Genomic DNA, 22,913 nt, shown 5'->3' with positions numbered 1-22,913 from the left:
GGTGCCCTCCTCAGAACTGATGTTTGCGGATATTGGCGAGCATCTTCTGGAGCGTGGCGACAAAGGCCGCGTGCTCCTCGTCGCTGATGCCCGCGAACATCCTTTCATAATTGCCGCGCATCGTCGGCCACAAGGTCTCGAAGGCCGCCCTGCCTTCCTCAGTGATCCAGACGCGAGTAGCGCGACTATCTTCCGGATCCGGGGCCCGTCGCACCAGTCCATCGGTTTCCAGCGCATCGAGCGCACGCGAAAGCGTCGACTGCTCTACCACGGCATAGACCGCGAGCGTGCTGATCTGAATTCCGCCAACCACCGACAATACGGCCAGACTGCGCATCTTCGGCGTCGTCAATCCGAGTTTGGCAAGGTCGGCGCGTAACGAGGCATTGTAGCGCCCCATGATGCGGTTCATCAGATAGGGGGCGAACTGCTGCAAGCCGATCTCGCCCAGGCGCGGCTCGTCGGGTTTGACGTCGGCGGTCAAACGTTCGTTCATGCGATCTCTTTCGCTGCCAGAAATCCGGAGCCTCCGGAAAGCCCCGGGCCCGGATGGGTGGACGCGCCTATATGAAAAAGGCCCTTCACCGCCGTGCGGTGGTTGACCGAACTCGCAAATGGCCGCCAGACGAAGGATTGGTCAAATGCGCACGATCCACCATAGGGATCGCCGCCGACAAGATTGATGTTCATTCCCTCGAGGTCGGCCGGCGAATACGCCCGCCGCGAGATCACCAACTCCCTGAATCCCTTTATGTGGCTGGCAAGTATCGCCTCGATGCGGTCCGCGAAGGCTTCGCGCAGCGTTTCGGTCCACCGGCCGTCGGCCGGTGTATCGAGTTTGCCTGCCGCGTCCCCCTTGATGTGCCGTGGCGCCTCGGGCAGTTGCAGCCAGAGGATGGCTTTACCATCCGGACAGCGCGACGGGTCGAGCGCATGGGGCTGGCCGACGCAGATGGTCGGAACTTCCGGCAACAATCCGCGGACCGCCTCGTTGCTGGCTTTGGAAACGCCATCGAGACCGGGGGTGAGATGCAGGAGCGCAACCTTGCCCAGTTCTTCGCTGGGCCAGGCAGGCGCCTTGCTCAGGGCATAATGCACCTGAAAATTGCCCTTGCCGTATCTGTATTTGGCCGCCGCATTCGTATTTTGCTCGGGAGCATTTCCCTCAAGCAGCCGTCCGTAAAGTTGCGTCGGCGTCACCGAGCAGATGACGCTCTTGGCGGCGGTGATCTCGTCGCCGGAGGCCAGCCTAACGCCGGTCGCTCGGCCGTTCGTGACCTTGATTGACGCGACATCTGCGCCCGTCCGGATCGCTCCGCCTCGCTCTTCAATCAGCTTCCCGAAAGCGTCGAGCAGACTTTGGGCGCCGCCCTTGACGATCGGCGCCCCCGCCGCTTCGAGTGAAAAGGCGATGACCTTGGCGATCTGGCCGGAAAATGCGTCCTCGGGATTGAGTCCCGCATGAAGGGCCCAGGGCGCCCACAAGGCACAAAGCAGGTCCGACTGGTACGAGGTCTCCAGCCAGCCGCGTGCGGGCACGAGTGCTCCGCCCAGGAACCCGGCAAGGCCGCGTGGGCCACGCCGCCAGGCTTCCGCTGCGAGCAACTTCATGGTCGCGCTGGACCACAGGTTGCCGCCGAGGAGGCCGAACAGCAGACCGGCATTCTGCGCGACATCCCCGACGTCACGACCGTACTGATCGCCGTCGCCGGACATAACCTTGTTGAAAGCGGCGATATTGGCCGCCTGGTCTGTCCGCTGAATCAGATAGCTGCCGTCCGGGCGCAACACGCCGGTCGGAATGTCCGAATTGCAGAACTCCAGTCCGTGTCGCGCCAGGTCTTCGCCCAGCACGGCATAGGCCGGCGAGGTGACGAACAGAAGGAAAGTCGTCGCCATGACATCATGGACGAAGCCCGGCGCCGTCACCTGTTCGGTCCGGATGCAGCCACCGATGCGGTCGTTGCGCTCCAGTATCAGCACGCTGGCGCCGTCGCCGGCGAGGAGGGCCGCGCAGACCAGCGCGTTGATGCCGCTGCCGACGATAACGTGGTCCGGCTTGTCCATCGCGACCCTGCCGCTGCTCAGCCTTTCGGCACCAAAGCCAGAGCCCGCACGGGGCTCCCGGTGCCGCTGGCGATCTTCAACGGCGCGGCGATCAGGATGGCGCCCTTGGCAGGCAGCTTGTCCAGATTGACCAGGCTGGCGAGGCCATATCTGTTAGCCTTGTGCAGCAGGTTGTGTGCGGGGAAGGGCGGCTCCATGCCACCGGCCGAGCCTGCATCGGTACCGATGCATTGCGTTCCCCAGCCGATCGCGCCCCGTTCGAGGATGTATTCGATGCAGTCGACGGTGGGTCCCGGCGAGTGCGGCCCGTTCTCGTCGGCGTTGAGGAACAGCTCTTCCGAATGGTTGCGCTTGTCCCAGTCGGTGCGCATCAGCACCCATTCGCCCGATTGGATGGCACCGTGCTCGGCTTCCCATGCCTTGACGCCGTCGGCCGTTAGCAGGAAGTCGGGGTCGGCGGCGGACTGTGCCGAGCAGTCGATGACGTTGACCGGCGCGACGTAGTTCTTCACCGGAATGGTGTCGGTGTAGCCGTCGGCAAAATCCTTGCCGGTGATCCAATGGTGCGGTGCGTCGAAATGCGTGCCAGAGTGTTCGCCCAGCTTCAGCCAATTCCAGGCCCAGAACGGCCCGTTCTTGTCGTATTCCGAAATGGTGTGGATCTCGATCTTGGGCGTGTCGACCGCAAGCTCAGGCGGGAGTTTGAGCAGTGGCGTGTCCGGCCCGAGCGTTGCCGCAAGGTCCACGACCTCAACTTGCCCCGAGAGGAGCTGACCGGCCAGATCGCCAAGAATGGTCTGTGTGTTCATGAAAGACGCTCCCTCTCCAGCAGGAATTCGCGGGCCTGACCCACCTCGTTGCTACTAGACGAAAATATATGATTATGCAATTATCTCCTTCAAGCTTAAAGGATTGGAGCGGGCTTGGGCGCCTTCGACGCAATCTTCATAGGATCGGGCCACAACAGCCTCGCGTGCGCCGCGCACTTGGCCACGAAAGGCTGGAAAGTCACGATTTTCGAGCGAAACGAGGCGATTGGCGGTGCGGTTCAGACGCGCGAGGTCACCTTGCCTGGCTTTCGCCACGACCTTGGCGCTATGAACCTGAGCCTGTTCGCCGGCTCTGCGTTCCATGCAAAATATGCAGATGAGTTGAAAACTCATGGACTTGAGTTCGTTCCGGCGAGCGCCTGCTTCGCAAGCGCTTTTCCGGACGACCGCTGGTTCGGGGTCGGAACCGACCTTGAAAAGACCGCGTCGCTGATCGCTGACTTTTCGGCCAGCGATGCAGAGGTTTGGCGGCGGCTTGTTGCCGACTTTCCGGCGCGGGCCGAGCATATCGTCGGGGTGCTCGGTTCGCCAATGAGCGTGCGTGCGCTTGCCGGGGTCGGATGGAAGGCGTGGCGCAAGCAGGGCACGGGCGGCCTGCTCGACACTGTGCGGCTGCTGCTTTCGTCACCGCGCGCGTGGCTCGACGAAAACTTCGAGTCGGCCCATCTGAAGGCGGCCCTGGCCGCATGGGGCATGCATCTGGACTTTGCACCAGACATCGCGGGCGGTGCTGTATTTCCATATCTCGAAGCCATGGCCAACCAGAGCTTCGGCATGATGCTGGGCAAGGGCGGCGCCGACACCATGGTAAAGGCGCTGGCCGGAATGGTGACCGCCGCCGGTGGCACCATCGTTCCCGGCGCGGAAGTCGTTGAGATCACCGCGACCGGAGGCAAGGCGACCGGCGTGCGTCTAGCATCCGGCGAAACGCACCAGGCAAGCAGGGCGGTTGTCGCCGGCGTGGCTCCGGCAGCGCTCGCCGGCGGATTGTTGCCGGGCGGTTCCGGCGATACGCGCTTCGACAAGGCTGCACGGAGTTTCCGGCACGCTCCCGGCACGATGATGATCCATCTGGCGCTCGACGGGCTCCCGGACTGGCGCGCCGGGGCCGAACTCCAAGACTTTGCCTACGTGCACCTGTCGCCGTCCCTCGACGCCATGGCGCGCACCTATCAGCATGCCCTGGCAGGCCTGCTGCCTGCCGAGCCGGTGCTGGTGGTCGGGCAACCGACGGTCGTCGACCCGTCGCGCGCACCCGCCGGAAAACATGTTTTGTGGGTGCAGGTCAGGATGCTGCCAGCGGAGGTCGGTGGTGATGCCGCGGGCGAGCTCGACGCGGCCCATTGGGACGAGATCAAGGAGCGCTACGCAGATCGCGTCATCAGCATCATCGAGAATTATGCGCCCGGGCTCAAGCGCAAGATACTCGGTCGCTCGGTGTTCTCGCCTGCCGATCTGGAACGAGAGAATCCCAATCTGGTCGGGGGTGACCAGATCTGCGGCAGCCACCACATCGCTCAGAATTTCATGTTTCGCCCGGCGCGGGGCTTTGCGCGCTGGAACACGCCGATCCGGGGCTTGCACCTTGTCGGCGCGGCGACCTGGCCCGGAGCCGGCACCGGCGCGGGCTCAGGCTTCCTGCTGGCTCAGCAGCTCGGCGGGAGGTGATGAGGGCAGACACCGTTCGATCGAAAATGGTCTAGCGAAAGAAAGCCCTCCCATTCGGTGCCAGAGGAACACGGCAATCACAACGCACAGGGGAACCGCAATGAGACTCAACAGACGCAAATTGCTTGGCTACGGTGCATCCACGCTTGGTGTGGCTGCACTCGGCATGCCGCGCATCGCCTCCGCGCAGGAGAGCGAACTCACGATTGCCTACAACGTCAATCTGCCGTCCTGGGATCCGACTGTCGGTCCCTCGGCGGTGAACCCGACCATCCAGGGCTTCTACCAGTCTGTCTTCGACCAGTTCATTCTGAACAAGCCTGACCTGTCCTTCGCGCCGGGGCTGATCACCGAATGGGGCTGGAACGACGACCGCAGCCAGGTGATGATGACAGTGCGCGACGGCGTGACCTGGCACGACGGTTCGCCCTTCACGGCGGATGACATCGTCTGGTCTCTGGAGCGCGCCGGCAAGGCGGAAACCGGCAATCCGATCCAGTTCGTCTGGAAGAACGTCGGCAATTTCAGGGTCGACGGCAACAAGATCACCGGCGACGTGATCCAGTTCGATCCGACGCTGTTCAAGTGGATGTCGTTCCTCACCGGCTACGTCATGCCGAAGGCATATTACGAGAAGGTCGGCCCCGAGGGGTTCGAGAAGGCGCCCATCGGCACCGGCCCCTATATGGTCGAACGTTTCGAGCAAAACGCTTTCCTTCGTCTCAAGGCCAATCCGAACTATTGGGGCGGCAAGCCGGCATTCGAGAACGTGACGATCAAGTTCGTGCCCGACGCCGCGAGCCGCGTCGCCGAGATCGAATCCGGCTCCTCGCAGGTGACGCTGGAAATTCCCTATGAGGAATACGATCGCCTGACGTCCAAGGAAGGGCTTTCCGGCGCCTGCGAAACCGTTTCCGACATCGGAATGATCTTCTTCAACGACATCGATGTGATGCTCGACGCCAATGTCCGCAAGGCAGCTGTGCTGGCGGTCGACAAGAAGCTACTGGTCGACCGCCTGCTGCGGGGATACGGCCTGCCGATCGATACGCTCGAGACGCCGGAATATGCCGCATTCGATCCCTCGATCACGGTTGAACACAACCCGGACAAGGCCAAGGAACTGCTCGCTGCCTCGGGCTATTCGCCCGACAATCCGGTCAAGTTCACCATCCAGACGACGCGTGGTTTCAAGCCCAAGGACTACGAGATGGTCCAGGCCATCGTCGGCATGTGGCGCAAGGTCGGGATCGAGGCCAGCATCGAGGTCTACGAGATTGCCAAGCACTATGAACTCCGCGCCGCCGATACGCTGGCACCGGCCGCCTTCTACAATTGGGGCAACTCCATCGGCGACCCGACGACGTCGACGGGTTTCGCCATGTTCGGTCCGAGCCCGCATTCGGTCTGGGACGGCCAGGATGTGATCGACGCGATCGGCCCATTGTGGGGCGAGGCGGACGAAGACAAGCGCATTGCGGGCTGGAAGGCGGTGTCGAAGCTGATCGCCGACAACGCCTATGTGCTGCCATTGCTGCAATATGCCCAGCCAATCGTGCACTCGGACAGCGTGAACGTCGTTCCGCACAAGTCGGGGGCGCTGTTGCCCGCCTTGATGACTCCGGCTTGATCCAGGGCTAACAAGCAAGGCGCGCCGCTTTTTCGACAAGGCGGCGCGCGTTTATTCTGCGCCACGTGCGGGCAAGCATGATCCTGCAGCGAATTCTCATCCGCCTCCTGACCATGGCCGTCACGCTGTTCGGTGTCGCGATTGTGGTCTTCGTCGTCATCCGCATTGCGCCGGGCGATCCGATCGCAATGATGCTGCCGCCCGGCGCGACGCAGGAGGATATCGAGCGACTGCGTGCGCTTTACGGTCTCGACAAGTCGCTCATCGAACAGTTCTTCATATGGATATCCGGCGTCGTGCAGGGCGATTTCGGCACCTCCATCTCTCTCCGGCAGGACGTGCTCGGACTGGTGCTGGGTCGGCTGCCGGCCACGCTGGAACTGTCCGTGGTTGCCCTTCTGATCGCGCTGGCGATAGGCGGGCCACTCGCCATCCTCGGCACGCGTGAGCGCGGGACGGCCGTCGAGGTTGGCATCGACGTGGCCAACGGCGTCGCACTGTCGATCCCCGATTTCCTGTGGGGCCTTGTCCTCATTCTGCTCTTCGGCGTCCTTTGGCCGGTCTTCGAGATTTCCGGGCGCATATCGCCCCGCCTCGATCTTCCGTTCGTGACGCAGTTCTATCTGCTGGAAAGCATCGTCAGGCTGCGCTTTGACCTGATACGGGACCTTGTCAGTCACATGTTCATGCCGGCGCTGGCGCTATCACTGCCGCTGGCAGCAATCATTTCGCAACTGCTCAAGCAGTCGCTCAAGGAACTGATGGCGGTCGACTATGTGGTGCTTGCCCGCGTGAAGGGCTTTTCCGAAACACAGGTGATCCTCCGCGAAGCGCTGAAGAACGCGGCCCTGCCCACGCTGGCGCTCATCGGTGTCCAATTCACCTTCCTGATTGGTGGCACTGTCATCGTCGAGCGGCTCTTTTCCTATGAGGGCCTCGGCAACATGGCGATCGACGCCGTCATCAACCGGGACCTGCCGCTGATCCAGGGCATCGTGCTCGTCTTCGCGCTGATCTTCGTGCTGGTGAACCTTGTCGTCGACATGCTGTACACGCTGCTCAATCCCAGGCTCCGCCATGGCTGACGTGTCGATCCCGGTTCGACGTCCCAACGTGCGTCTCAGGCTTGCCGGCGGCTGGCTGCTTTTCATGTTGCTTGCCTCGGTCCTTGCGCCACTGATTGCTCCACACGACCCGCTTGCCCAGGATCTGTTGTTCGAGCGTCTGCCGCCTTTCTGGCTGGAGGGAGCCGAGCCCGGATATTGGCTGGGCACCGACAGCCTCGGTCGGGATCTCCTTTCGCGTCTCATCTATGGCGGGCGAATCGCCTTTACCGTTGCCTTCGCGGCCGCGACGGCGGCGTGCATCGTGGGATCCGTCCTCGGCCTCTTGGCCGGCTATTTCGGTGGCTGGACCGACCGCATCGTATCGCGGATCGTCGAGGTGTGGATGTCCTTCCCTCCAGTGCTGTTTTCGATCCTCCTCGTCGCCGTCCTTGGTACGGGGCTTGGGTCCGTCATCATCGCCATCGCCGTGATCGACTGGACGCGATTCTGCCGGGTGGTGCGGGCGGAGGCCATGAGCCAGTCGCGCATGGATTATGTCGAAAGCGCCCGCATCGCCGGTTTCGGGCGCCTCGCCATCATGACGCGCGAGGTGCTGCCAAACGTCCTGCCTTCCGTCGTCGCGCTGCTGTCGCTGGAGATGGGGATCGCCGTGATCGTCGAGGCGATCCTCTCCTTCGTGAATCTATCGATCTCGACCGACGACCCGACCTGGGGCGGCCTCATTGCCGAGGGGCGGCTTTCAATTCACCACGCCTGGTGGGTGCTGGTGTTTCCACTCATCACCCTTTTCCTGACCGTACTTTCCTTCAGCCAGTTCGGCGAAGGCCTCAAGGCACGCTTCGACCCGGTGTTGCGATGAGCGTGCCCTGTCTCGAAATCTCCGATCTGAGCGCCGTGCTTGCCAACGGGATGCGGGTGCTGCGCTCGGTATCGCTGAGCGTCGCGCCGGGCGAGGTGCACGCGCTGGTTGGCGAAAGCGGCGCCGGCAAGAGCATGATCGGCAAGGCCGTGCTTGGCGTGCTGCCGCAGAGCATCAACATTTGCGGCGGCCGCATCATACTGGAAGGCACCGATCTGGGCAGCCTGCACGCAACAGTGCGCCGCCGCCTGATCGGCGAACGCGCCGCCCTTATTCCGCAGGATCCGCTCACCGCCCTCAATCCGTCGCGGCGTATCGGCCCGCAGATGACCGATCGATTGACGAGGATTCTGGGCTGGCAGGAAACGACCGCGAGGGCACGCGTCAGACAATTGCTGGACGAGGTTCGCATCCGCGAGCCCGAACGCGTTCTGAAAAGTTACCCGCACGAGCTCTCGGGTGGGATGCGGCAGCGCGTCCTGATCGCCGCAGCGTTTGCCGGCGAGCCGCGGCTGATCGTGGCCGACGAGCCGACCACTGCGCTTGATGTTACGGTGCAAAAGCAGATTCTGCGGCTTCTGGCCGAACTTCAACGCGACCGCGGCACGGCCATTCTCTTCGTGACCCACGATCTGGGCGTCGTCGCGAAGATCAGCCAGAAGGTCTCGGTGCTCTATGCGGGAAAGATTGTCGAGGAAGCCGACACGGAGACGCTTTTCGCCGCCCCCCAACATCCTTACACACGCGCATTGATGGCCGCTACACCGCGCTACACCGATCCATTCGCTTCGCTGGCTCCGGTCGACGATGGCGTGCTGGCCGGGCTCACCGCGGAGATCGCCGAGGCCGACAGCGTATGGACCGCAGGTGATGGTTCGGCAGGTGCGGCCCGGAGGCCGGATCATGGCTGACCTCCTTTTCAAGGTGCGCGGGTTGAAGGTCGCTCTGCCCGACATGACCCGCAAGCCGCTTTTCGGCACCGCGCCCAAGGTCGAAATCCTGAAGGGACTCGATTTCGACCTGCCGGCCCAATCGGTTACCGGCATTGTCGGTGAATCAGGTTCCGGCAAGTCGACATTGGGCAGGGCGCTTGTACGGCTTCTCGAGCCGATGGAGGGAAGCGTATTGTTCGATGGACGCGACATCGCCCATCTCGACGAACGAGAACTCAGACCACTCCGCCGTGACCTGCAGATGATTTTCCAGGACCCGATGTCTTCGCTCAATCCGCGCCTGACCATTGGCTCCATCATCGCGGCGCCGCTGGTCAGGAACGGCATTCGAGACCGCACCGCGGAACGGGTGGCCGAAGCGCTTATCCGCGTCGGCCTGCCCGAGAGTTTCGGCCGCCGCTATCGCCACGAGCTTTCCGGCGGCCAGCGCCAACGTGTCGGCATCGCCAGGGCGTTGGCATTGTCGCCCAAATTCGTTCTGGCAGACGAGATCGTGTCCGGGCTCGATGTGTCGACCCAGGCGCAGATACTGACGCTGCTCGAAAAGCTGGCGACCGATATGGGTCTGACGGTCGCTTTCATCAGCCACGATCTTTCGGTCATCCGGCGGCTATGCAGGCAGGTGATCGTCATGCGGAATGGCGAGATCGTCGAGGCGGGGCCTGTCGACGGCCTTTTCGACAATCCGCGGCATCCCTACACCCGTGAGCTGATTGAAGCGATCCCGCTGCCCGAGGTCGATCCGGATTGGTTGCGCCGTGAGCCGGCTGACGCTCCCGGGGCCGCTGCGAGGAACTGACTGGCCGCACCGGCAGTCACCTGTCACTCCGACGTCTTGCCCTTGTCGTCGGGCTCTCGTGGGTTGAAAACGATGAAGAAGCCGTAGAAAGCATAGGCTCCTATCGCACAAAACAACGTTCCCCAGAACGCCGCGCCGGAGACGAATTCGAACACGCCCCAGCCGATCGCCGCGACCACGATCAACGCCCGCAGCCAGAGCGGCTTGAAGAACGGATCGTTGAGATCGAATGCGCTTTTCAAAGGGGTCTTGGTCATTTTGCTTCTGCTACCAGGGTTTCGACGGCTAGTCTCCAAACCGAACAGCTTGCCGATCCCTTCAATAGCCTTGGGACCCTGACCCAACAACTCTAGACATTCGCGTCAATGATGCGAAAGACTGCCTTCCTCCGTCACGACGACATCGAGCACTGCGCATTGACAAGCGGATCACGTTGTGCAATTAGTTCGGTTAGAGAACGAACTAAAAGAAGCGCCGTGAACGACACTCCACGTATCTCTCGCCAATTCTCGCTCTGCACCGTCATGGAGACGATCGTCCATTGCGGACCGATCTCCCGGGCGAGCATCGCCAAGCAGACCGGGCTGTCGAAGCAGACCATCTCCGAGATCGCGCGCCAACTCGAGGACGATGGCTGGATTCGCGAGACCGGCCGCACCAGCGGTCATGTCGGCCGCACCGCTGTCACCTACGAGATCGTACCCGATGCGGCCTGCATCGCTACCGTCGATCTCGGCGGCACCAAGGCGAGGGCGGCGATCGCCGATTTGTCCTGCCGGGTGCTGGCCGAGGTCACCGAGCCGACCGACAGGCGCGGCGGCATCCATGTCGTTCGCCAGATCGCGCGCATGTGCCGCGAGGCCGCCCAGCACAACGGCATCGCCTTCGACAAGGTGCGTCTCGCGGTCATCGGCGTGCCGGGCGTGCCGGACCGCAAGTCGGGCCGGGTGGTGATGGCGCCGAACATCGCCGATTTTGACACGATCGATGTCGAGGCGTCGCTTGGCGCCGAACTCGGCGTCGACATCATCCTGGAAAACGACGTCAACCTCGCCGTCCTCGGCGAGCACTGGATCGGCGGCGGCGCCGGCGTCGACGACCTCGCCTATGTGGCGCTCGGCACCGGCATCGGTGCCGGCATCATGGTTGACGGCAAACTGGTGCGCGGTTTCGGCGGCGCGGCGGGCGAACTCGGCTTCCTGCCCTTTGGCGCCGACCCGTTCGACGCCGCCTCGCTGAGGACCGGCGCGCTCGAACGCGTTACCGCGACGGCCGGCATGCGTGCCCGCTACCGGGAGCTGTCCGGCGCCGACACCGACGTTCCACACATCTTCGAGGCCGCCGCGGCGGGCGAGGGCGCTGCCATCCAGGTACTCGACGAGACCGCGCGTTACGTGGCGCGCGCCATTGCCGCGATCTGCGCGGTCACCAATCCGGGCAAGGTCATTCTCGGTGGCTCGATCGGTTCGCGCGAGGAACTGGTCTCGCGCATCAGGCCCCTCGTCCCGGCATGCTTTCCCTATGCGGTCGAGATCGGTGTGTCGGAACTCGGCGCACGCACCGCGATTGTCGGCGGCGCGGCGGTCGGGCTCAGCCAGTTGCACGCGGCGCTCTTTTCCGGCGGCGTGCCCGGCGCCGCGATCGCGCTGCCGCCGGCCGAGGTCGTGAGGCTCACGGAGGCAGCGCAATGACGGCGACCCTTGCCCAGCGCCTGACACCACTCCTCAACCGCGATGCCGCGATCGACCTGCTGCGTGGTGCCGTGGCGCGGCAAAGCGTGACCGGCAACGAAGCCAACTTTGTCAGCTACCTGGACGAGCGGATGACGGCCCTTTCGCTCGCACCGCAACTGGCGGACTTCCTGCCCGGCCGGCCGAACATCTGGGGCGAACGCAAGGGCGCCGGCGGTGGGCCGCGCCTGCTGTTCATGGGCCACACCGATACCGTTCACGTGCGCGGCTGGGCCGAGCACTGGCAGGACGATCCGCGGGGCGATCCGTTCGCCGGCGAAATCGTCGACGGCGCGATGTGGGGTCGCGGCACCGGTGACCTGAAAGCTGGCATCGCTGCGTCGCTGGCCTCGCTCGACCTGCTTGATGCGGCTGGTATCCGGCTCAAGGGCGATCTCGCCTACGCCTTCATCGGTGATGAGGAAAGCGGCGAACCTGGGACCGGCGTCAGTGCCGGCGTCAAGGATTATGCCGCGCGCGTCACCGCCGGCGAGATCAGCAAGCCCGACTTCGCCGTTTATGTCGAGCCGACGCGGCTCGCCGTCTACGCCGCCCAGATGGGCTTTTTCATCGCCGACGTGAAGATTACCGGCAAATCGGCCTATTTCGGCGTTCCGGAACAGGGCGTCGACGCGCTGAAGGCCACGCATCGCGCGCTCGCCGCCGTCTGGCGCCATTCCGACGAGATCGCAGCCAGGGCAAGTCACGACCTCGTCGGGCGCGCCTTCGCCTTGGTGACCGGCATCGAAGGCGGCGGGTTCATTGCCGTGCCGGGCGAATGCGAATTCTCGCTGATCCGCAAGCTCTTGCCGGGCGAAAGCCTCGATGCGGCCGTCGCCGAACTCGAAACCGTGATCCGGGACGGCGCGGAGGAGGAGGGAATCTCGGTCGAGATTGCCTATCCTGCCGGGCGCGATCACAGCCATGGCGGGTCGCCGGCCGAGATCGATGCCTCGCTAACCGAGGTCGGATTGCTCACCGCCGCTCTCGAGGCGACGATTGCAGGGCGCGGTGCCATCCAGGGCGCGCCTTACTGGTCAGAATCACCGTTCCTGATCAACGAGATCGGCACGCCGGCGGTCTATTGCGCGCCGGGGGATATCACCAACTGCCACACATTCGAGGAGCGTGTCGACGTCGAGGAATACTTTGCCGGCGTCGTCGCCTTCGCAGTCTTCATCGCGAACTATTGCGGCGTCGCCTGAGCGTCGCCGGACACCCGGAGCAGGAAGGAGGAACCCTGACAATGAAAACGAGAACACTCTTTGCGGCCGCATCGATCGCGGCGTTCATGCTGGCTGGCGCGGCCATCGCACAAACCATCGGCCCGAAAGGCGAAAGCGCGACGCCGTCTTCCGAGATCACGGTCTCGGACGAGCATGCCGCGACGCTCAAGGACAAGGGCCACAAGGCCGCGCTGTTGTGGCATGACCAGTCGGACTTCGTGAATGCCGTCACCGCCGGCGCAGCGGACGAGTTCGCCCGCCTCGGCATCGAGGTCGTGGCGACGACCTCGGCCGGCTTCGACGCGGCCAAGCAGCGCAGCGACATCGAGACCGCGCTCGCCAAGGAGCCCGACATCATCCTGTCGCTGCCGCTCGACCCGGTGACCTCGGCGGCGGCCTTCGAGGAGGCCAAGAAGGCAGGCGTCAAGCTGGTCTTCCTGTCCAACCTGCCGAAGGACTACCAGCACCCGGCCGACTATGCCGCGATCGTCACCGACGATCTGTTCCAGATGGGCAAGCAGGCCGCCGACGCGCTCGCCGAGGCGATGGGCGGCAAGGGCACGGTCGGCTGGATTTTCCACGACGCCGACTATTACGTGACCAACCAGCGCGACAACGCCTTCAAGACCACGATCGAGAACGACTACGCCGACATCGCGATCGTGGCCGAGCAGGGCATCAGCGACCCGGCCCGTGCCGAGGAGATCGCCAACGCGATGCTTTTGAAGAACCCGGACCTCGGCGGCATCTATGTCACCTGGGCCGGTCCGGCAGAAGGTGTGCTCGCAGCACTTAGGGCCAACGGCAACAGCGCGACCAAGGTGGTCACGCTCGATCTTTCCGAGCCGATTGCGCTCGACATGGTCAAGGGCGGGAACGTCGCCGCGATCGTCGCCGACGAGGCCTATGAACTCGGCCGCGCCATGGCGGCCGCCGGCGCCCGCGCGCTCGCCGGCGAGGAGACCCCACCCTTCGTCGTCGCGCCCGCCGTGACGGCCAAGGCCGGCAATGTCGGCGAGATATGGCAGCGTTCGCTGCATCGCGAAGCGCCGGAAAGCGTGATGAAGGCCGCCCAGTAGGCAGGCATTCCGGGCCGCTCGCGAAGCGGCGGCCCGACATCCGCAGCCGCAACGACAACGACAAGGGAGGTACCGATGAAAACGCAATCCGTGTTGATCGCGGCCTGGCTCGCCGCGGCGAGTATCACGGCCGCCTCGGCCGAGCAGCCCGCAACGGTCGGCCCCAATGGCGAGGCGCCTACGCCCGCCGCTTCGCTCACCCTGACCGAAGCCGAGATCGACAAGGTCAAGGCGGGAAACCATACCGCAGCACTCGTCTGGCATGAACTTTACGACTGGTCGAACGCGGTCGCCCGCGGCGCCAAGGACGAGTTCGCGCGCCTCGGCATTGAGGTGATCGCCGAGACCGATGCCGGCTTCGACCCGGCGCGGCAGAAGGCCGACGTGGAAACGGTGATGGCGCGCAAGCCGTCGATCATCGTGTCGCTGCCGATCGATCCGCCGACCGCCAAGACTGTCTACGGTATCGCCCGCGATGCCGGCGTGCAGTTGGTCTTCATCGACAATGCCGTCGACGGCCTCAAGCATGGTGAGGACTACACCACCGTCGTCTCGGCCGACCTGTTCCAAATCGGCAACAAGGCCGCGGTGGCGCTTGCCGAGGCGATGGGAGGTTCCGGCACAGTCGGCTACATGTTCCACGACGCGGACTTTCCGGTGACCAACCAGCGCGATGGCGCCTTCAAGTGGACGATCGAAAACGAATACCCCGACATCGACATCGTCATCGAATCGGGCATGACCGATCCGGCCAATGCCGAGGACATCGCCAGCGCCATGCTGGCCCGCAACCCGGACCTCGACGGCATCTACACGCCGTGGGCGGAACCGGCACTAGGCGTGCTGTCGGTGCTGCGCCAGCAGGGCAACGACCGCACCCGCGTCGTGACCATCGACCTGAACGAGCCGGCCGCGCTCGATATGATCAAGGGCGGCAATGTCGCGGCGATCGTCGCCGACGAGGCCTACAATATTGGGGTCACGGCCGCGCGTGCGGCGGCGGCCGGGCTGCTCGACCGGCCGGTCGATCCCTTCCTGGTGGTCGACGCGCTGGCGGTCAAGAAAGACAATGTCGCCGAGGGCTGGAAGCACTCGCTCCAGATCGATCCGCCGAAGAGCGTGGTCGAGGCGGCATCGAACTAGGCTTGAGACGAAGGACGGCGCAGTCACCCCTTGCTCGCGCCGTCTATCATGGAGGATCCAATGGCCACCACGACAACCGGCGCCAACCGGACCGCCAAGAAGGCACGCGGCGGGCCCCGCTTCGACCTGCAGCAATATGTCGTCTATCTCGGTTTCCTGGCGATCTTCCTGTTCTTCGCCGTGACGCTTGCCGATGACGGGTTCCTGACGACGCGCAACCTGTCGAACATCGTCCTGCAGACAGCGCCGGCGACGATCATGGCGATCGGCCTCGTCTTCGTGCTTTCGGCGCGCGAGATCGACCTCTCCTTCGGTTCCATCGTGGCTGTCTCGGCGCTTTCGGCTGCCATCGTCATGCAGGAGCATTCGCTGTTTTTCGGCATCGTCGCTGGGCTCGGCGCAGGGCTTGTCATCGGCTTCGTCAACGGGGCTCTGGTCGCTTGGCTCGGACTGCCATCCTTCCTGGTGACGCTCGCCACCATGGGGCTCTTCGCCGGCGTGGCGCGTTCGATGACCGATCTGCGCTCGATCCCGGTCATCAACGACGCCTTCACCGGCTTCTTCGGCTCGGGTTCGTTGTTCGGCGTGCCGTCGCTGATCCTGTGGACGCTGGCAGCCGTCATCGTCGGGCATTTTGTCTACCGCGAAAGCCGCTTCGGCGCCCACGTCATCGCCACTGGCGACAATCCGCGCGCCGCCCAGGTGTCCGGCATCAAGGTGCCCCGTATCAGGCTCGCCGTGATGATGATCAGCGGCCTGTGCGCGGGGCTGGCGGGCCTCTTGTATGCCGGGCGCCTGCAGGCGGCCAAATACACGCTCGGCGAGAGCGATCTGATGACGGTGATTGCAGCCGTCATCGTCGGTGGCACCGCGCTTGGCGGCGGCAAGGGCTCGGTCATGGGCGCGCTGGTCGGCTCGCTGCTGATGGGCATGCTCAACAACGGGCTCATCCTGATGGGACTTTCGGTCTCCGACCAGATGATCGTGCGCGGCCTCATCATCCTCGCCGCCGTTGCGATCTCGCTGCGCGACACCAACCGCTAGGAGCGCTGCTGATGTTCCTCGACGTTCTGCGACGCCGCAACCCGGCCTTCATCGAAGCGGCGATCGCGCTGCACCAGAAGGGCCGTTTGCCGGCCAATGCCTATGTGCTCGACCTCGACGCGATCGAGGAGAATGTTCGCCTCTTCAAGGCCGAAGCCGACAGGCACCGCCTGAAGACCTTCGCCATGACCAAGCAGGTCGGCCGCAACAGCGGCTTCTGCCGGGCTGTCATGCGCGGCGGCATCGATCGGGCGGTGGCCGTCGACATTGCCTGTGCGGTCGCCTGTGACCGGGCTGGCCTGAAGACCGGTCATCTCGGACACCTCGTCCAGATACCGCGCGGCGAAGCCGGGTTCGCCGCCGACCGTCTCAAACCCGACTACTGGACGGTCTTTTCAGAGGAAAAAGCGCGCGAGGCGGCCGCCGCCGCGAAGACTGCAGCCCGCAACCAGGATATCCTCGCGCGCATCCATACCGAGGGAGACACGTTCTATCGCGGCCACGAGGGCGGGTTCCTGGCTAAAGACATTGCGGCGGTCGCGGACATGGTCGACGGGCTCGACGGCGCACGTTTCGCCGGGTTGACCAGCTTTCCAGCACTGCTTTTCGACAATGTGCGGAAAAAGGTGCTGCCGACCCACAATCTATCGACTTTGGCCAGGGCCGCCGAGGGTCTCGCCAAGGCGGGCCGCGGCAAGGTCGAGGTCAACGCGCCGGGCACTACCTCGTCCGTCGTCTTGTCGACGCTCGCCGAGGCCGGCGCGACGCAATGCGAGCCCGGCAACGGCCTGCACGGCACCACGCCGCTGCATGCGCTGGAAGACCTGCCTGAGCGGCCGGCCGTGCTTTATCTGAGCGAGGTGTCCCATCTCCATGCCGGGCGCGCCTACTGCTTCGGCGGCGGGCTCTACATCGACCCGGTGTTTCCCGACTATGACGTCAAGGCGATCGTTGCCGATACGCCGACGACGGCCGAGCGAGCCCTCGCCAGCGTGGAAATCCCGCCGCCGTCGGCGATCGACTACTACGGCATGATCGACACAGGCGGCACGGCCAAGCCGAAGACCGGCGACAGCGTCGTTTTCGGCTTTCGCGGCCAGGCCTTCATCACCCGCGCCTTCATCGCCGGCGTCTCCGGCATCTCGCAAGGCGCGCCGAAGGTCGAGACCATCGAAAACATCTTTGGGCAGCCGGAAAGCTGGCCCGATCTGAGGTGAAGCCATGGCAATCGCTGTCGAAACACGCACCCGTCCGGTGCTGGCATTAGCCAACATCCACAAGGCCTTCGGCGGCATCGTAGCCATCGAGGATTTTTCACTTGAGCTCAAGGCCGGCGAGATCGTGGCGCTGGTCGGCGACAATGGTGCCGGCAAGTCGACGCTGATCAAGATCGTCTCCGGTGTTCACGCGCCGACCTCCGGCACGATCACCCTCGACGGCGAGAAGGTCAGCTTTTCCGATGCCAGTGCCGCGCGCTCCAACGGCATCGAGGTGGTCTACCAGGACCTCGCGCTCGCCGATCAGCAGCCGGTCTACATGAACCTGTTTCTCGGTCGCGAGATGGTTCGTAAGCCTTGGGGCACGCTTGACCGTTCCTCCATGATTGCCGAGACCGAAAGGCTGGTCGAGGAACTCGACGTGCGCATTCCCTCCGCCCATGCGACCATCCGCGACCTTTCCGGCGGTCAGCGCCAGGGCGTCGCCATTGCGCGCGCCACGCGTTGGGCCAAGAAGCTGATCCTGCTCGACGAGCCGACGGCCGCCCTCGGCGTAGCCGAGACCGCCAAGGTGGAAAAGATCGTCCAGTCGCTCAAGGAGCGCGATCTGGCGATCCTGATCATCAGCCACAGCCTCGACCAGGTGTTTCGGCTCTCAGACCGCATCTGCGTGCTGCGGCGAGGGGTGCAGATCGGCGTGCGCGAGACTGCGAGCACCGACAAGAACGAGATCGTTTCGATGATCACCGGCGTGCATTGAGCGCTATCTAATGAACGCCGTGAGTCCGATCACGACGCAGATGGCGCGCGAGATCGCCGAAATTCCCGCCGTGGTCCGCCGACAGATCGCCGACGGCCTGGCCGTCTACAGAGAGGAAGGCGAGAGGTTGCGTGCGCTCGACCCGCGCCTTGTCGTTACCTGTGCGCGCGGCACGTCCGACCACGCCGCGACCTTTTTCAAGTATCTGACAGAGGCACGCCTTGGCGTGCCGGTCAACTCGATCGGCCCGTCTATCGCTTCCGTCTACGGCGCCAGGATGCGGCTTGCAGGCGCCGCGTGCCTGACCATCTCGCAGTCGGGCGGCAGTCCCGATCTTGTCACAATGCAGGGCGCGGCACGAGAGGGCGGCGCCAGGACCGTGGCGTTCCTGAACGTTGCGGACTCCCCCGTCGAATCCGGGGCCGACGCGGTGCTACCGATGCTCGCCGGACCCGAAAAAGCGGTGGCGGCGACCAAGTCCTATGTCGCCAGCCTAGTGGCTCTCGCCGCCGTGCACGCCGGCCTTGCCGGGGACACGGCACTTCTCGCCGCGATCGAACGCCTGCCCGAAGCGCTCGAAGTGGCGCTTGCGCAGGACTGGACCGAGGCGCTGGTGCCCGTTGCGATGGGAACCTCGCTCTTTACCGTCAGTCGCGGCCCCGGCCTGAGTGTCGCCGGCGAGGCGGCGTTAAAATTCAAGGAAACCTGCCGGCTGCATGCCGAGGCCTATTCGGCGGCGGAAGTACGCCATGGTCCGATCGCGCTCGCCCGCGACCGATTTGCGGCGATCGTCTTTGTGCCGCAGGATGAAGGCCGCGCGGGGGTCCTTGAGGCGGCCGCGATCATGCGCGGCGCCGGCGCGCGAGTACTCATCCTCGACCAGGAAGAGCAGAAGAGCCCCTGGCTCGCGACGGCAAAAGCACCGCATCCCGCACTGGCGCCGATCTGCCAGGCGGTGAGTTTCTATCGCTTCATCGAGCAGCTTTCCGCGCAACTCGGCGAAAACCCGGATGCACCGCTGCATCTTCAGAAGGTGACACGCACGACGTGATGAGACGCTGCGAACCAGCACCACAATTGCTCACCCCTTTGCCCAAGAAGGGCCAAAACCAAGCGACAACTTTCACAGCAATCTCCCTTGGCCTGTCACAGTGGAGGCGCATTCGGTGTTGGTGCGTCTCCTCGTGAAGCTGTCGACGCCGCGAGATTAGGTCGCGCCACAGCCAGTTTTGGCAATCCGCAATACGCCAAGTTGTGAGCCGGCCGCCGCGACAAGGTCAGCATCAGAGGAGCGACGGCGTTGCGCTAGCATGTCGAGGTAACTGACATGATCTCAACACCTGAAGATAGCACTTCTCATACCGCTTCACGATAGGCAAGACTATTGCTCGCCCGTCCTGTACAGAACCGATGATGTTCCTATCTAACAAGCAAAATCAATGGGTTTGGTAGCGGAGGTCCGTTAGCACTGTTTCCCCCCCCCCCACACACAGCGACGGCAGCTTTGCGCGCTACTCATTCTCGCCGCCGCGCGGACCTTTAAGAATATCCCGAAAGCAGACGTGCTCGTAGCGAGGTAGTGGCAGTTTTGAGCCACCGGCTGATCCGGAATTCGGCGGACGTTCGCCCCCGTCACCGGTGCAGGACTGCTAGCCGACCGAACGGAACAACGCCGCCAACCTTGCCGACTAAACGATTTACTACGCCCCCATGCGCACCGCCAAGCCCTCGGCGTTTACAGTGTACGATGACGGGCGATACAGAGCCGGCAACTAATCAGACAGATTAGCTGACCAGCAAGCCGTTGATGAGGACCGACCGGTGCCCCGTGCCCCGCGCCACAAGGTCGGTGGTGTTTGCGCAGTCGCAGATCACCATATCCGCTCGCGCCCCCTTGCGAAGCCCGTACGTGTCAGCCAGTCCAGTCAGCATCGCCGGCACGTCGGTGATCATGGCGAACGCCTCGCCGATGTCATCGGCTCCCAGATACGAGGCTAGGAAGGTCCACCGCGCGATCTCCAGGAGATCGCCGGAACCCGTCGGGATGAAAGGATCCTGGATGTTGTCGCATGCGGCGGCGACAGGCACGCCCGCCTGCAGAAGGTCGCGAACCCGTGTCAGTCCCCTGGGAGGAAGCACATCCCGGTCCCGTCCCTGCAGGTAAAGATTGGCCGCCGGCAACGTGATGACCCCGATCCGGTTGCGCAGGAGTCTGTCACATATCCGCTGGAACGACGACCACGGCACCGCGCTCAGGACGGATGCGTGGCCAAGAATCACCCGGCCCTGCATCCCGTATCGCTCTGTACGATCGATGACGGCGTCGAACAGCAGCCGATCGGCGTCGAGATGCTCGTCCATGTGGAGGTCTACCGGGAGATCGTGGCGAGCCGCTGCCTCGAAGAGGATGTCGAGGTAACGCCCGGGATCTTCGGCTACCGCCGGCGTGCCGCCGATCGCGTCGGCAAGTTCGGCCGCATCAGCGATGTTGGCCTCAAGCCAGTCGAGGTCCTGGTTGGGATGCGGTGTCATGAAGGCCACGAACTGAAGCGTCATCGTGTCCCCAAGCTCCGCCCGAATGTCGCGGAGAACCTCCAATCCGGCAAAGCCCGCGTCCTTGTCGACGTTGACATGGCTGCGGATGGCCGTCGTGCCGTGGCCACGGCATTGAAGGATGGTGCGCCGGGCGCGATCCGCGATGTCCTCGCGGGACGCCGTGCGCGCAAAACGCGCGAACGCTTCGCGCGCGCCCTGGAGCGTGCCCGACGGGTTGGGCGAGACGACGCCGGTCTTGTCCAGATGCTGATGTGCGTCGACGAAGCCGGGCACGACGAGTGATCCGGCAATGTCCACGACACGTGCATCCACGCTTCCGGCGATATCCGGCTCCACCGCCTCGATATGCCCGCCTGCCGCGATGAGAATGTCGCAGGCGCGTGCGCCCTCGTCAGCGGCAACCAGAGCGCCTTTAAGCAGGCGGCGTTCTTTTCCGCTACCGTAGATGGCTGTGGTCAGTTCCTTCATAGCTAAAACACGACGACGCTTCGGATGGATTTGCCCTCGTGCATGAGGTCGAAGCCCTTGTTGATGTCTTCGAGTGGCAGCGTGTGGGTGATCATCGGGTCGATCTCGATCTTGCCGTCCATGTACCAGTCGACGATCTTCGGCACGTCGGTGCGGCCGCGAGCACCGCCGAAGGCGGTGCCCTTCCACACGCGCCCCGTCACCAGCTGGAACGGGCGCGTCGCGATCTCCTGGCCGGCGCCGGCGACCCCGATGACGATGCTTTCGCCCCAGCCGCGATGCGCGCATTCCAGCGCCTGACGCATCACCTTGACGTTGCCGGTGCAGTCGAAGGTGTAGTCGGCGCCGCCGATCTGATCGGCGCCACGTTTGGTCATGTTGACGATCTCGGCCACCACGTCGTCGACCTCCTTCGGGTTGACGAAATGCGTCATGCCGAAGCGTTCGCCCCACTCCTTCTTGTCGTTGTTGATGTCGACGCCGATGATCATGTCGGCACCCGCAAGCCGCAGCCCCTGGATGACGTTCAGGCCGATACCGCCGAGCCCGAACACGGCCGCGGTCGCGCCCGCCTCGACCCTTGCCGTGTTGATGACGGCGCCGATGCCGGTCGTCACCCCGCAGCCGATGTAGCAGATCTTGTCGAACGGGGCGTCGGGATTGACCTTGGCCAGCGCGATCTCCGGCAGCACGGTGAAGTTGGAAAAGGTCGAGCAGCCCATGTAGTGGAAGAGCTTCTCGCCGCCGACCGAAAAGCGTGAGCTGCCGTCCGGCATCAGGCCCTGACCCTGAGTGGCGCGGATCGCCGTGCACAGATTGGTCTTGCGCGACAGGCAGGAGGGGCACTGGCGGCATTCGGGCGTGTAGAGCGGGATGACGTGGTCGCCCTTCTTCACGCTCTCCACGCCCGGCCCGACATCGACGACCACACCCGCACCCTCATGGCCGAGGATGGCCGGGAAGATGCCTTCCGGGTCGGCGCCCGAAAGCGTGAACTCGTCGGTATGGCAGATGCCGGTCGCCTTGACCTCGACCAGAACCTCGCCTGCGCGCGGCCCCTCCAGATCGACCTCCATCACCTCAAGCGGCTTGCCCGCCCCGACCGCTACAGCCGCCCGTGTCTTCATGCTGAAACGTCCCCTTCAACTGAAAAATAAGGTCGCGTCAGGCGGCTCTCGCCGGACCTGCGGGAAAGATGCCCGACATGGTCACGAAGCCGTCAACGCGTTTCACGCGGTCGCACCAGCGTCGTATCGCGGGATAATCCATCCGTGAAATGCCGCCCTCCTCGGAAAGCATGACATAGGGAAAACAGGCGATGTCGGCGATGGTCGGGTGGTCGGCCCGGCATATCCAGTCACGGCCCTCCCTCTCGCCGAACCAGAGATGCTCGTCGAGAATGCGGAACAGCCGGTGACCGCCCTGGCGGGCCGCGTCGATGTCGAAGTCGTAGAACATCGCGTCGTGCAGCCGCGCAGCGGACGCTGTCGCGGTAATGCCGTCGGCAAAAGCCAGCCACTGGCTCACCTCACCGAGAAGCCGGGCATCGAAACGGGGATGCCAGCGATCGCTCTGGTCGTATCGCGCCGCGAGATAGACGAGGATCGCCTGTGCGTCGCGAAGCACCAGGCCGTCATCCTCCAGCACCGGTAACTGTCCGAGCGGATTGATCTTCAGAAACCAGCCCGACTTGTGCTCGCGGCCGGGGTAGAAATCGACCGTTATGGATTCGTAGTCCAGCCCGAGGATGCTCATGAGGAGGCGCAACTTGTAGCAATTGCCGGACAGTTCGTAGTCGTAGAGTTTGATCATCTGCC

At 64.1% G+C, this 22,913-nt stretch carries 21 protein-coding genes; 14 read left to right on the top strand and 7 right to left on the bottom strand.

Annotated elements, in window-relative coordinates; all coding sequences use genetic code 11:
* Nucleotides 1-10 precede the first annotated feature (10 nt).
* From FQ775_RS13545 to FQ775_RS13535, 3 genes are read right to left on the bottom strand one after another with little or no spacing between them, the layout of a single operon-like run.
* The gene (locus tag FQ775_RS13545) at nt 11-496 is read right to left on the bottom strand and encodes a MarR family winged helix-turn-helix transcriptional regulator (RefSeq protein ID WP_146301248.1); all 486 of its coding nucleotides are present in this window, start codon (nt 494-496) and stop codon (nt 11-13) included.
* Nucleotides 493-2,067, bottom strand: a complete 1,575-nt coding sequence (locus FQ775_RS13540; protein ID WP_146301247.1) for a phytoene desaturase family protein — start codon at nt 2,065-2,067, stop codon at nt 493-495. Before FQ775_RS13540 ends, FQ775_RS13545 begins: the two co-directional genes overlap by 4 nt.
* A gap of 17 nt (nt 2,068-2,084) precedes the next feature.
* Complete coding sequence (locus tag FQ775_RS13535; protein WP_146301246.1) at nt 2,085-2,876, bottom strand: cyclase family protein; 792 nt, start codon at nt 2,874-2,876, stop codon at nt 2,085-2,087.
* 114 nt (nt 2,877-2,990) lie between these two features.
* Here FQ775_RS13535 and FQ775_RS13530 point away from each other — a divergent pair, with 114 nt between their 5' ends.
* The 6 genes from FQ775_RS13530 to FQ775_RS13505 all read left to right on the top strand — a co-directional run bounded on the left by FQ775_RS13530 (nt 2,991) and on the right by FQ775_RS13505 (nt 9,873).
* Entirely contained in the window at nt 2,991-4,565 is a 1,575-nt protein-coding gene (locus tag FQ775_RS13530; protein WP_146301245.1) for a phytoene desaturase family protein, read from the top strand.
* A gap of 100 nt (nt 4,566-4,665) precedes the next feature.
* Entirely contained in the window at nt 4,666-6,195 is a 1,530-nt protein-coding gene (locus FQ775_RS13525) for an ABC transporter substrate-binding protein (protein ID WP_146301244.1), read from the top strand.
* Nucleotides 6,196-6,272: 77 nt separating this feature from the next.
* Nucleotides 6,273-7,280, top strand: a complete 1,008-nt coding sequence (locus FQ775_RS13520) for an ABC transporter permease (protein ID WP_146301243.1) — start codon at nt 6,273-6,275, stop codon at nt 7,278-7,280.
* On the top strand, nt 7,273-8,121 hold the full coding sequence (locus tag FQ775_RS13515; RefSeq protein ID WP_146301242.1) for an ABC transporter permease: 849 nt from the start codon (nt 7,273-7,275) through the stop codon (nt 8,119-8,121). Before FQ775_RS13520 ends, FQ775_RS13515 begins: the two co-directional genes overlap by 8 nt.
* Nucleotides 8,118-9,032 (top strand): ABC transporter ATP-binding protein, encoded by a 915-nt coding sequence (locus FQ775_RS13510; protein WP_146301241.1) that lies wholly within the window; start codon nt 8,118-8,120, stop codon nt 9,030-9,032. The genes FQ775_RS13515 and FQ775_RS13510 overlap by 4 nt, the downstream gene beginning before the upstream one ends.
* A complete protein-coding gene (locus tag FQ775_RS13505; RefSeq protein ID WP_146301240.1) occupies nt 9,025-9,873 on the top strand; it encodes an ATP-binding cassette domain-containing protein in 849 nt (282 codons plus the stop codon). Before FQ775_RS13510 ends, FQ775_RS13505 begins: the two co-directional genes overlap by 8 nt.
* A gap of 23 nt (nt 9,874-9,896) precedes the next feature.
* Here the strand turns inward: FQ775_RS13505 and FQ775_RS13500 are convergent, their stop codons facing one another.
* On the bottom strand, nt 9,897-10,130 hold the full coding sequence (locus FQ775_RS13500; RefSeq protein ID WP_146301239.1) for a DUF3329 domain-containing protein: 234 nt from the start codon (nt 10,128-10,130) through the stop codon (nt 9,897-9,899).
* A gap of 219 nt (nt 10,131-10,349) precedes the next feature.
* On the opposite strand from FQ775_RS13500, the gene FQ775_RS13495 reads away from it, so the two are divergent.
* The 8 genes from FQ775_RS13495 (at nt 10,350) to FQ775_RS13460 (ending at nt 19,123) form a co-directional block, all read left to right on the top strand.
* Nucleotides 10,350-11,564 (top strand): ROK family transcriptional regulator, encoded by a 1,215-nt coding sequence (locus FQ775_RS13495; protein ID WP_206064750.1) that lies wholly within the window; start codon nt 10,350-10,352, stop codon nt 11,562-11,564.
* A complete protein-coding gene (locus FQ775_RS13490; protein ID WP_146301238.1) occupies nt 11,561-12,808 on the top strand; it encodes a M20 family metallopeptidase in 1,248 nt (415 codons plus the stop codon). Before FQ775_RS13495 ends, FQ775_RS13490 begins: the two co-directional genes overlap by 4 nt.
* Nucleotides 12,809-12,849: 41 nt before the next feature.
* Nucleotides 12,850-13,908, top strand: a complete 1,059-nt coding sequence (locus tag FQ775_RS13485) for a substrate-binding domain-containing protein (protein WP_206064749.1) — start codon at nt 12,850-12,852, stop codon at nt 13,906-13,908.
* A 75-nt stretch (nt 13,909-13,983) separates the two neighbouring features.
* Nucleotides 13,984-15,051, top strand: coding sequence for a substrate-binding domain-containing protein (locus FQ775_RS13480; protein WP_146301237.1), 1,068 nt, complete (start codon nt 13,984-13,986; stop codon nt 15,049-15,051).
* A gap of 60 nt (nt 15,052-15,111) precedes the next feature.
* Entirely contained in the window at nt 15,112-16,095 is a 984-nt protein-coding gene (locus FQ775_RS13475) for an ABC transporter permease (RefSeq protein ID WP_146301236.1), read from the top strand.
* Between the two features lie 11 nt (nt 16,096-16,106).
* Entirely contained in the window at nt 16,107-17,312 is a 1,206-nt protein-coding gene (locus tag FQ775_RS13470) for an alanine racemase (RefSeq protein ID WP_146301235.1), read from the top strand.
* Between the two features lie 4 nt (nt 17,313-17,316).
* Complete coding sequence (locus FQ775_RS13465; RefSeq protein WP_146301234.1) at nt 17,317-18,072, top strand: ATP-binding cassette domain-containing protein; 756 nt, start codon at nt 17,317-17,319, stop codon at nt 18,070-18,072.
* Between the two features lie 10 nt (nt 18,073-18,082).
* Nucleotides 18,083-19,123: an SIS domain-containing protein gene (locus tag FQ775_RS13460; RefSeq protein WP_246730120.1), complete on the top strand. Its 1,041-nt coding sequence runs from the start codon at nt 18,083-18,085 to the stop codon at nt 19,121-19,123.
* A gap of 734 nt (nt 19,124-19,857) precedes the next feature.
* Here the strand turns inward: FQ775_RS13460 and FQ775_RS13455 are convergent.
* From FQ775_RS13455 to FQ775_RS13445, 3 genes are read right to left on the bottom strand one after another with little or no spacing between them, the layout of a single operon-like run.
* Entirely contained in the window at nt 19,858-21,096 is a 1,239-nt protein-coding gene (locus FQ775_RS13455) for an amidohydrolase family protein (protein ID WP_146301233.1), read from the bottom strand.
* A gap of 2 nt (nt 21,097-21,098) precedes the next feature.
* Complete coding sequence (locus FQ775_RS13450; protein WP_146298234.1) at nt 21,099-22,223, bottom strand: S-(hydroxymethyl)glutathione dehydrogenase/class III alcohol dehydrogenase; 1,125 nt, start codon at nt 22,221-22,223, stop codon at nt 21,099-21,101.
* 37 nt (nt 22,224-22,260) lie between these two features.
* Complete coding sequence (locus FQ775_RS13445; RefSeq protein ID WP_146299301.1) at nt 22,261-22,908, bottom strand: glutathione S-transferase family protein; 648 nt, start codon at nt 22,906-22,908, stop codon at nt 22,261-22,263.
* Between the last annotated feature and the right edge of the window lie 5 nt (nt 22,909-22,913).

The sequence above is a fragment of the Nitratireductor mangrovi genome (assembly GCF_007922615.2).
GTDB classification, from domain to species: Bacteria; Pseudomonadota; Alphaproteobacteria; order Rhizobiales; family Rhizobiaceae; genus Mangrovimarina; species Mangrovimarina mangrovi.
This window is presented reverse-complemented; position numbering and strand designations above follow the sequence as displayed.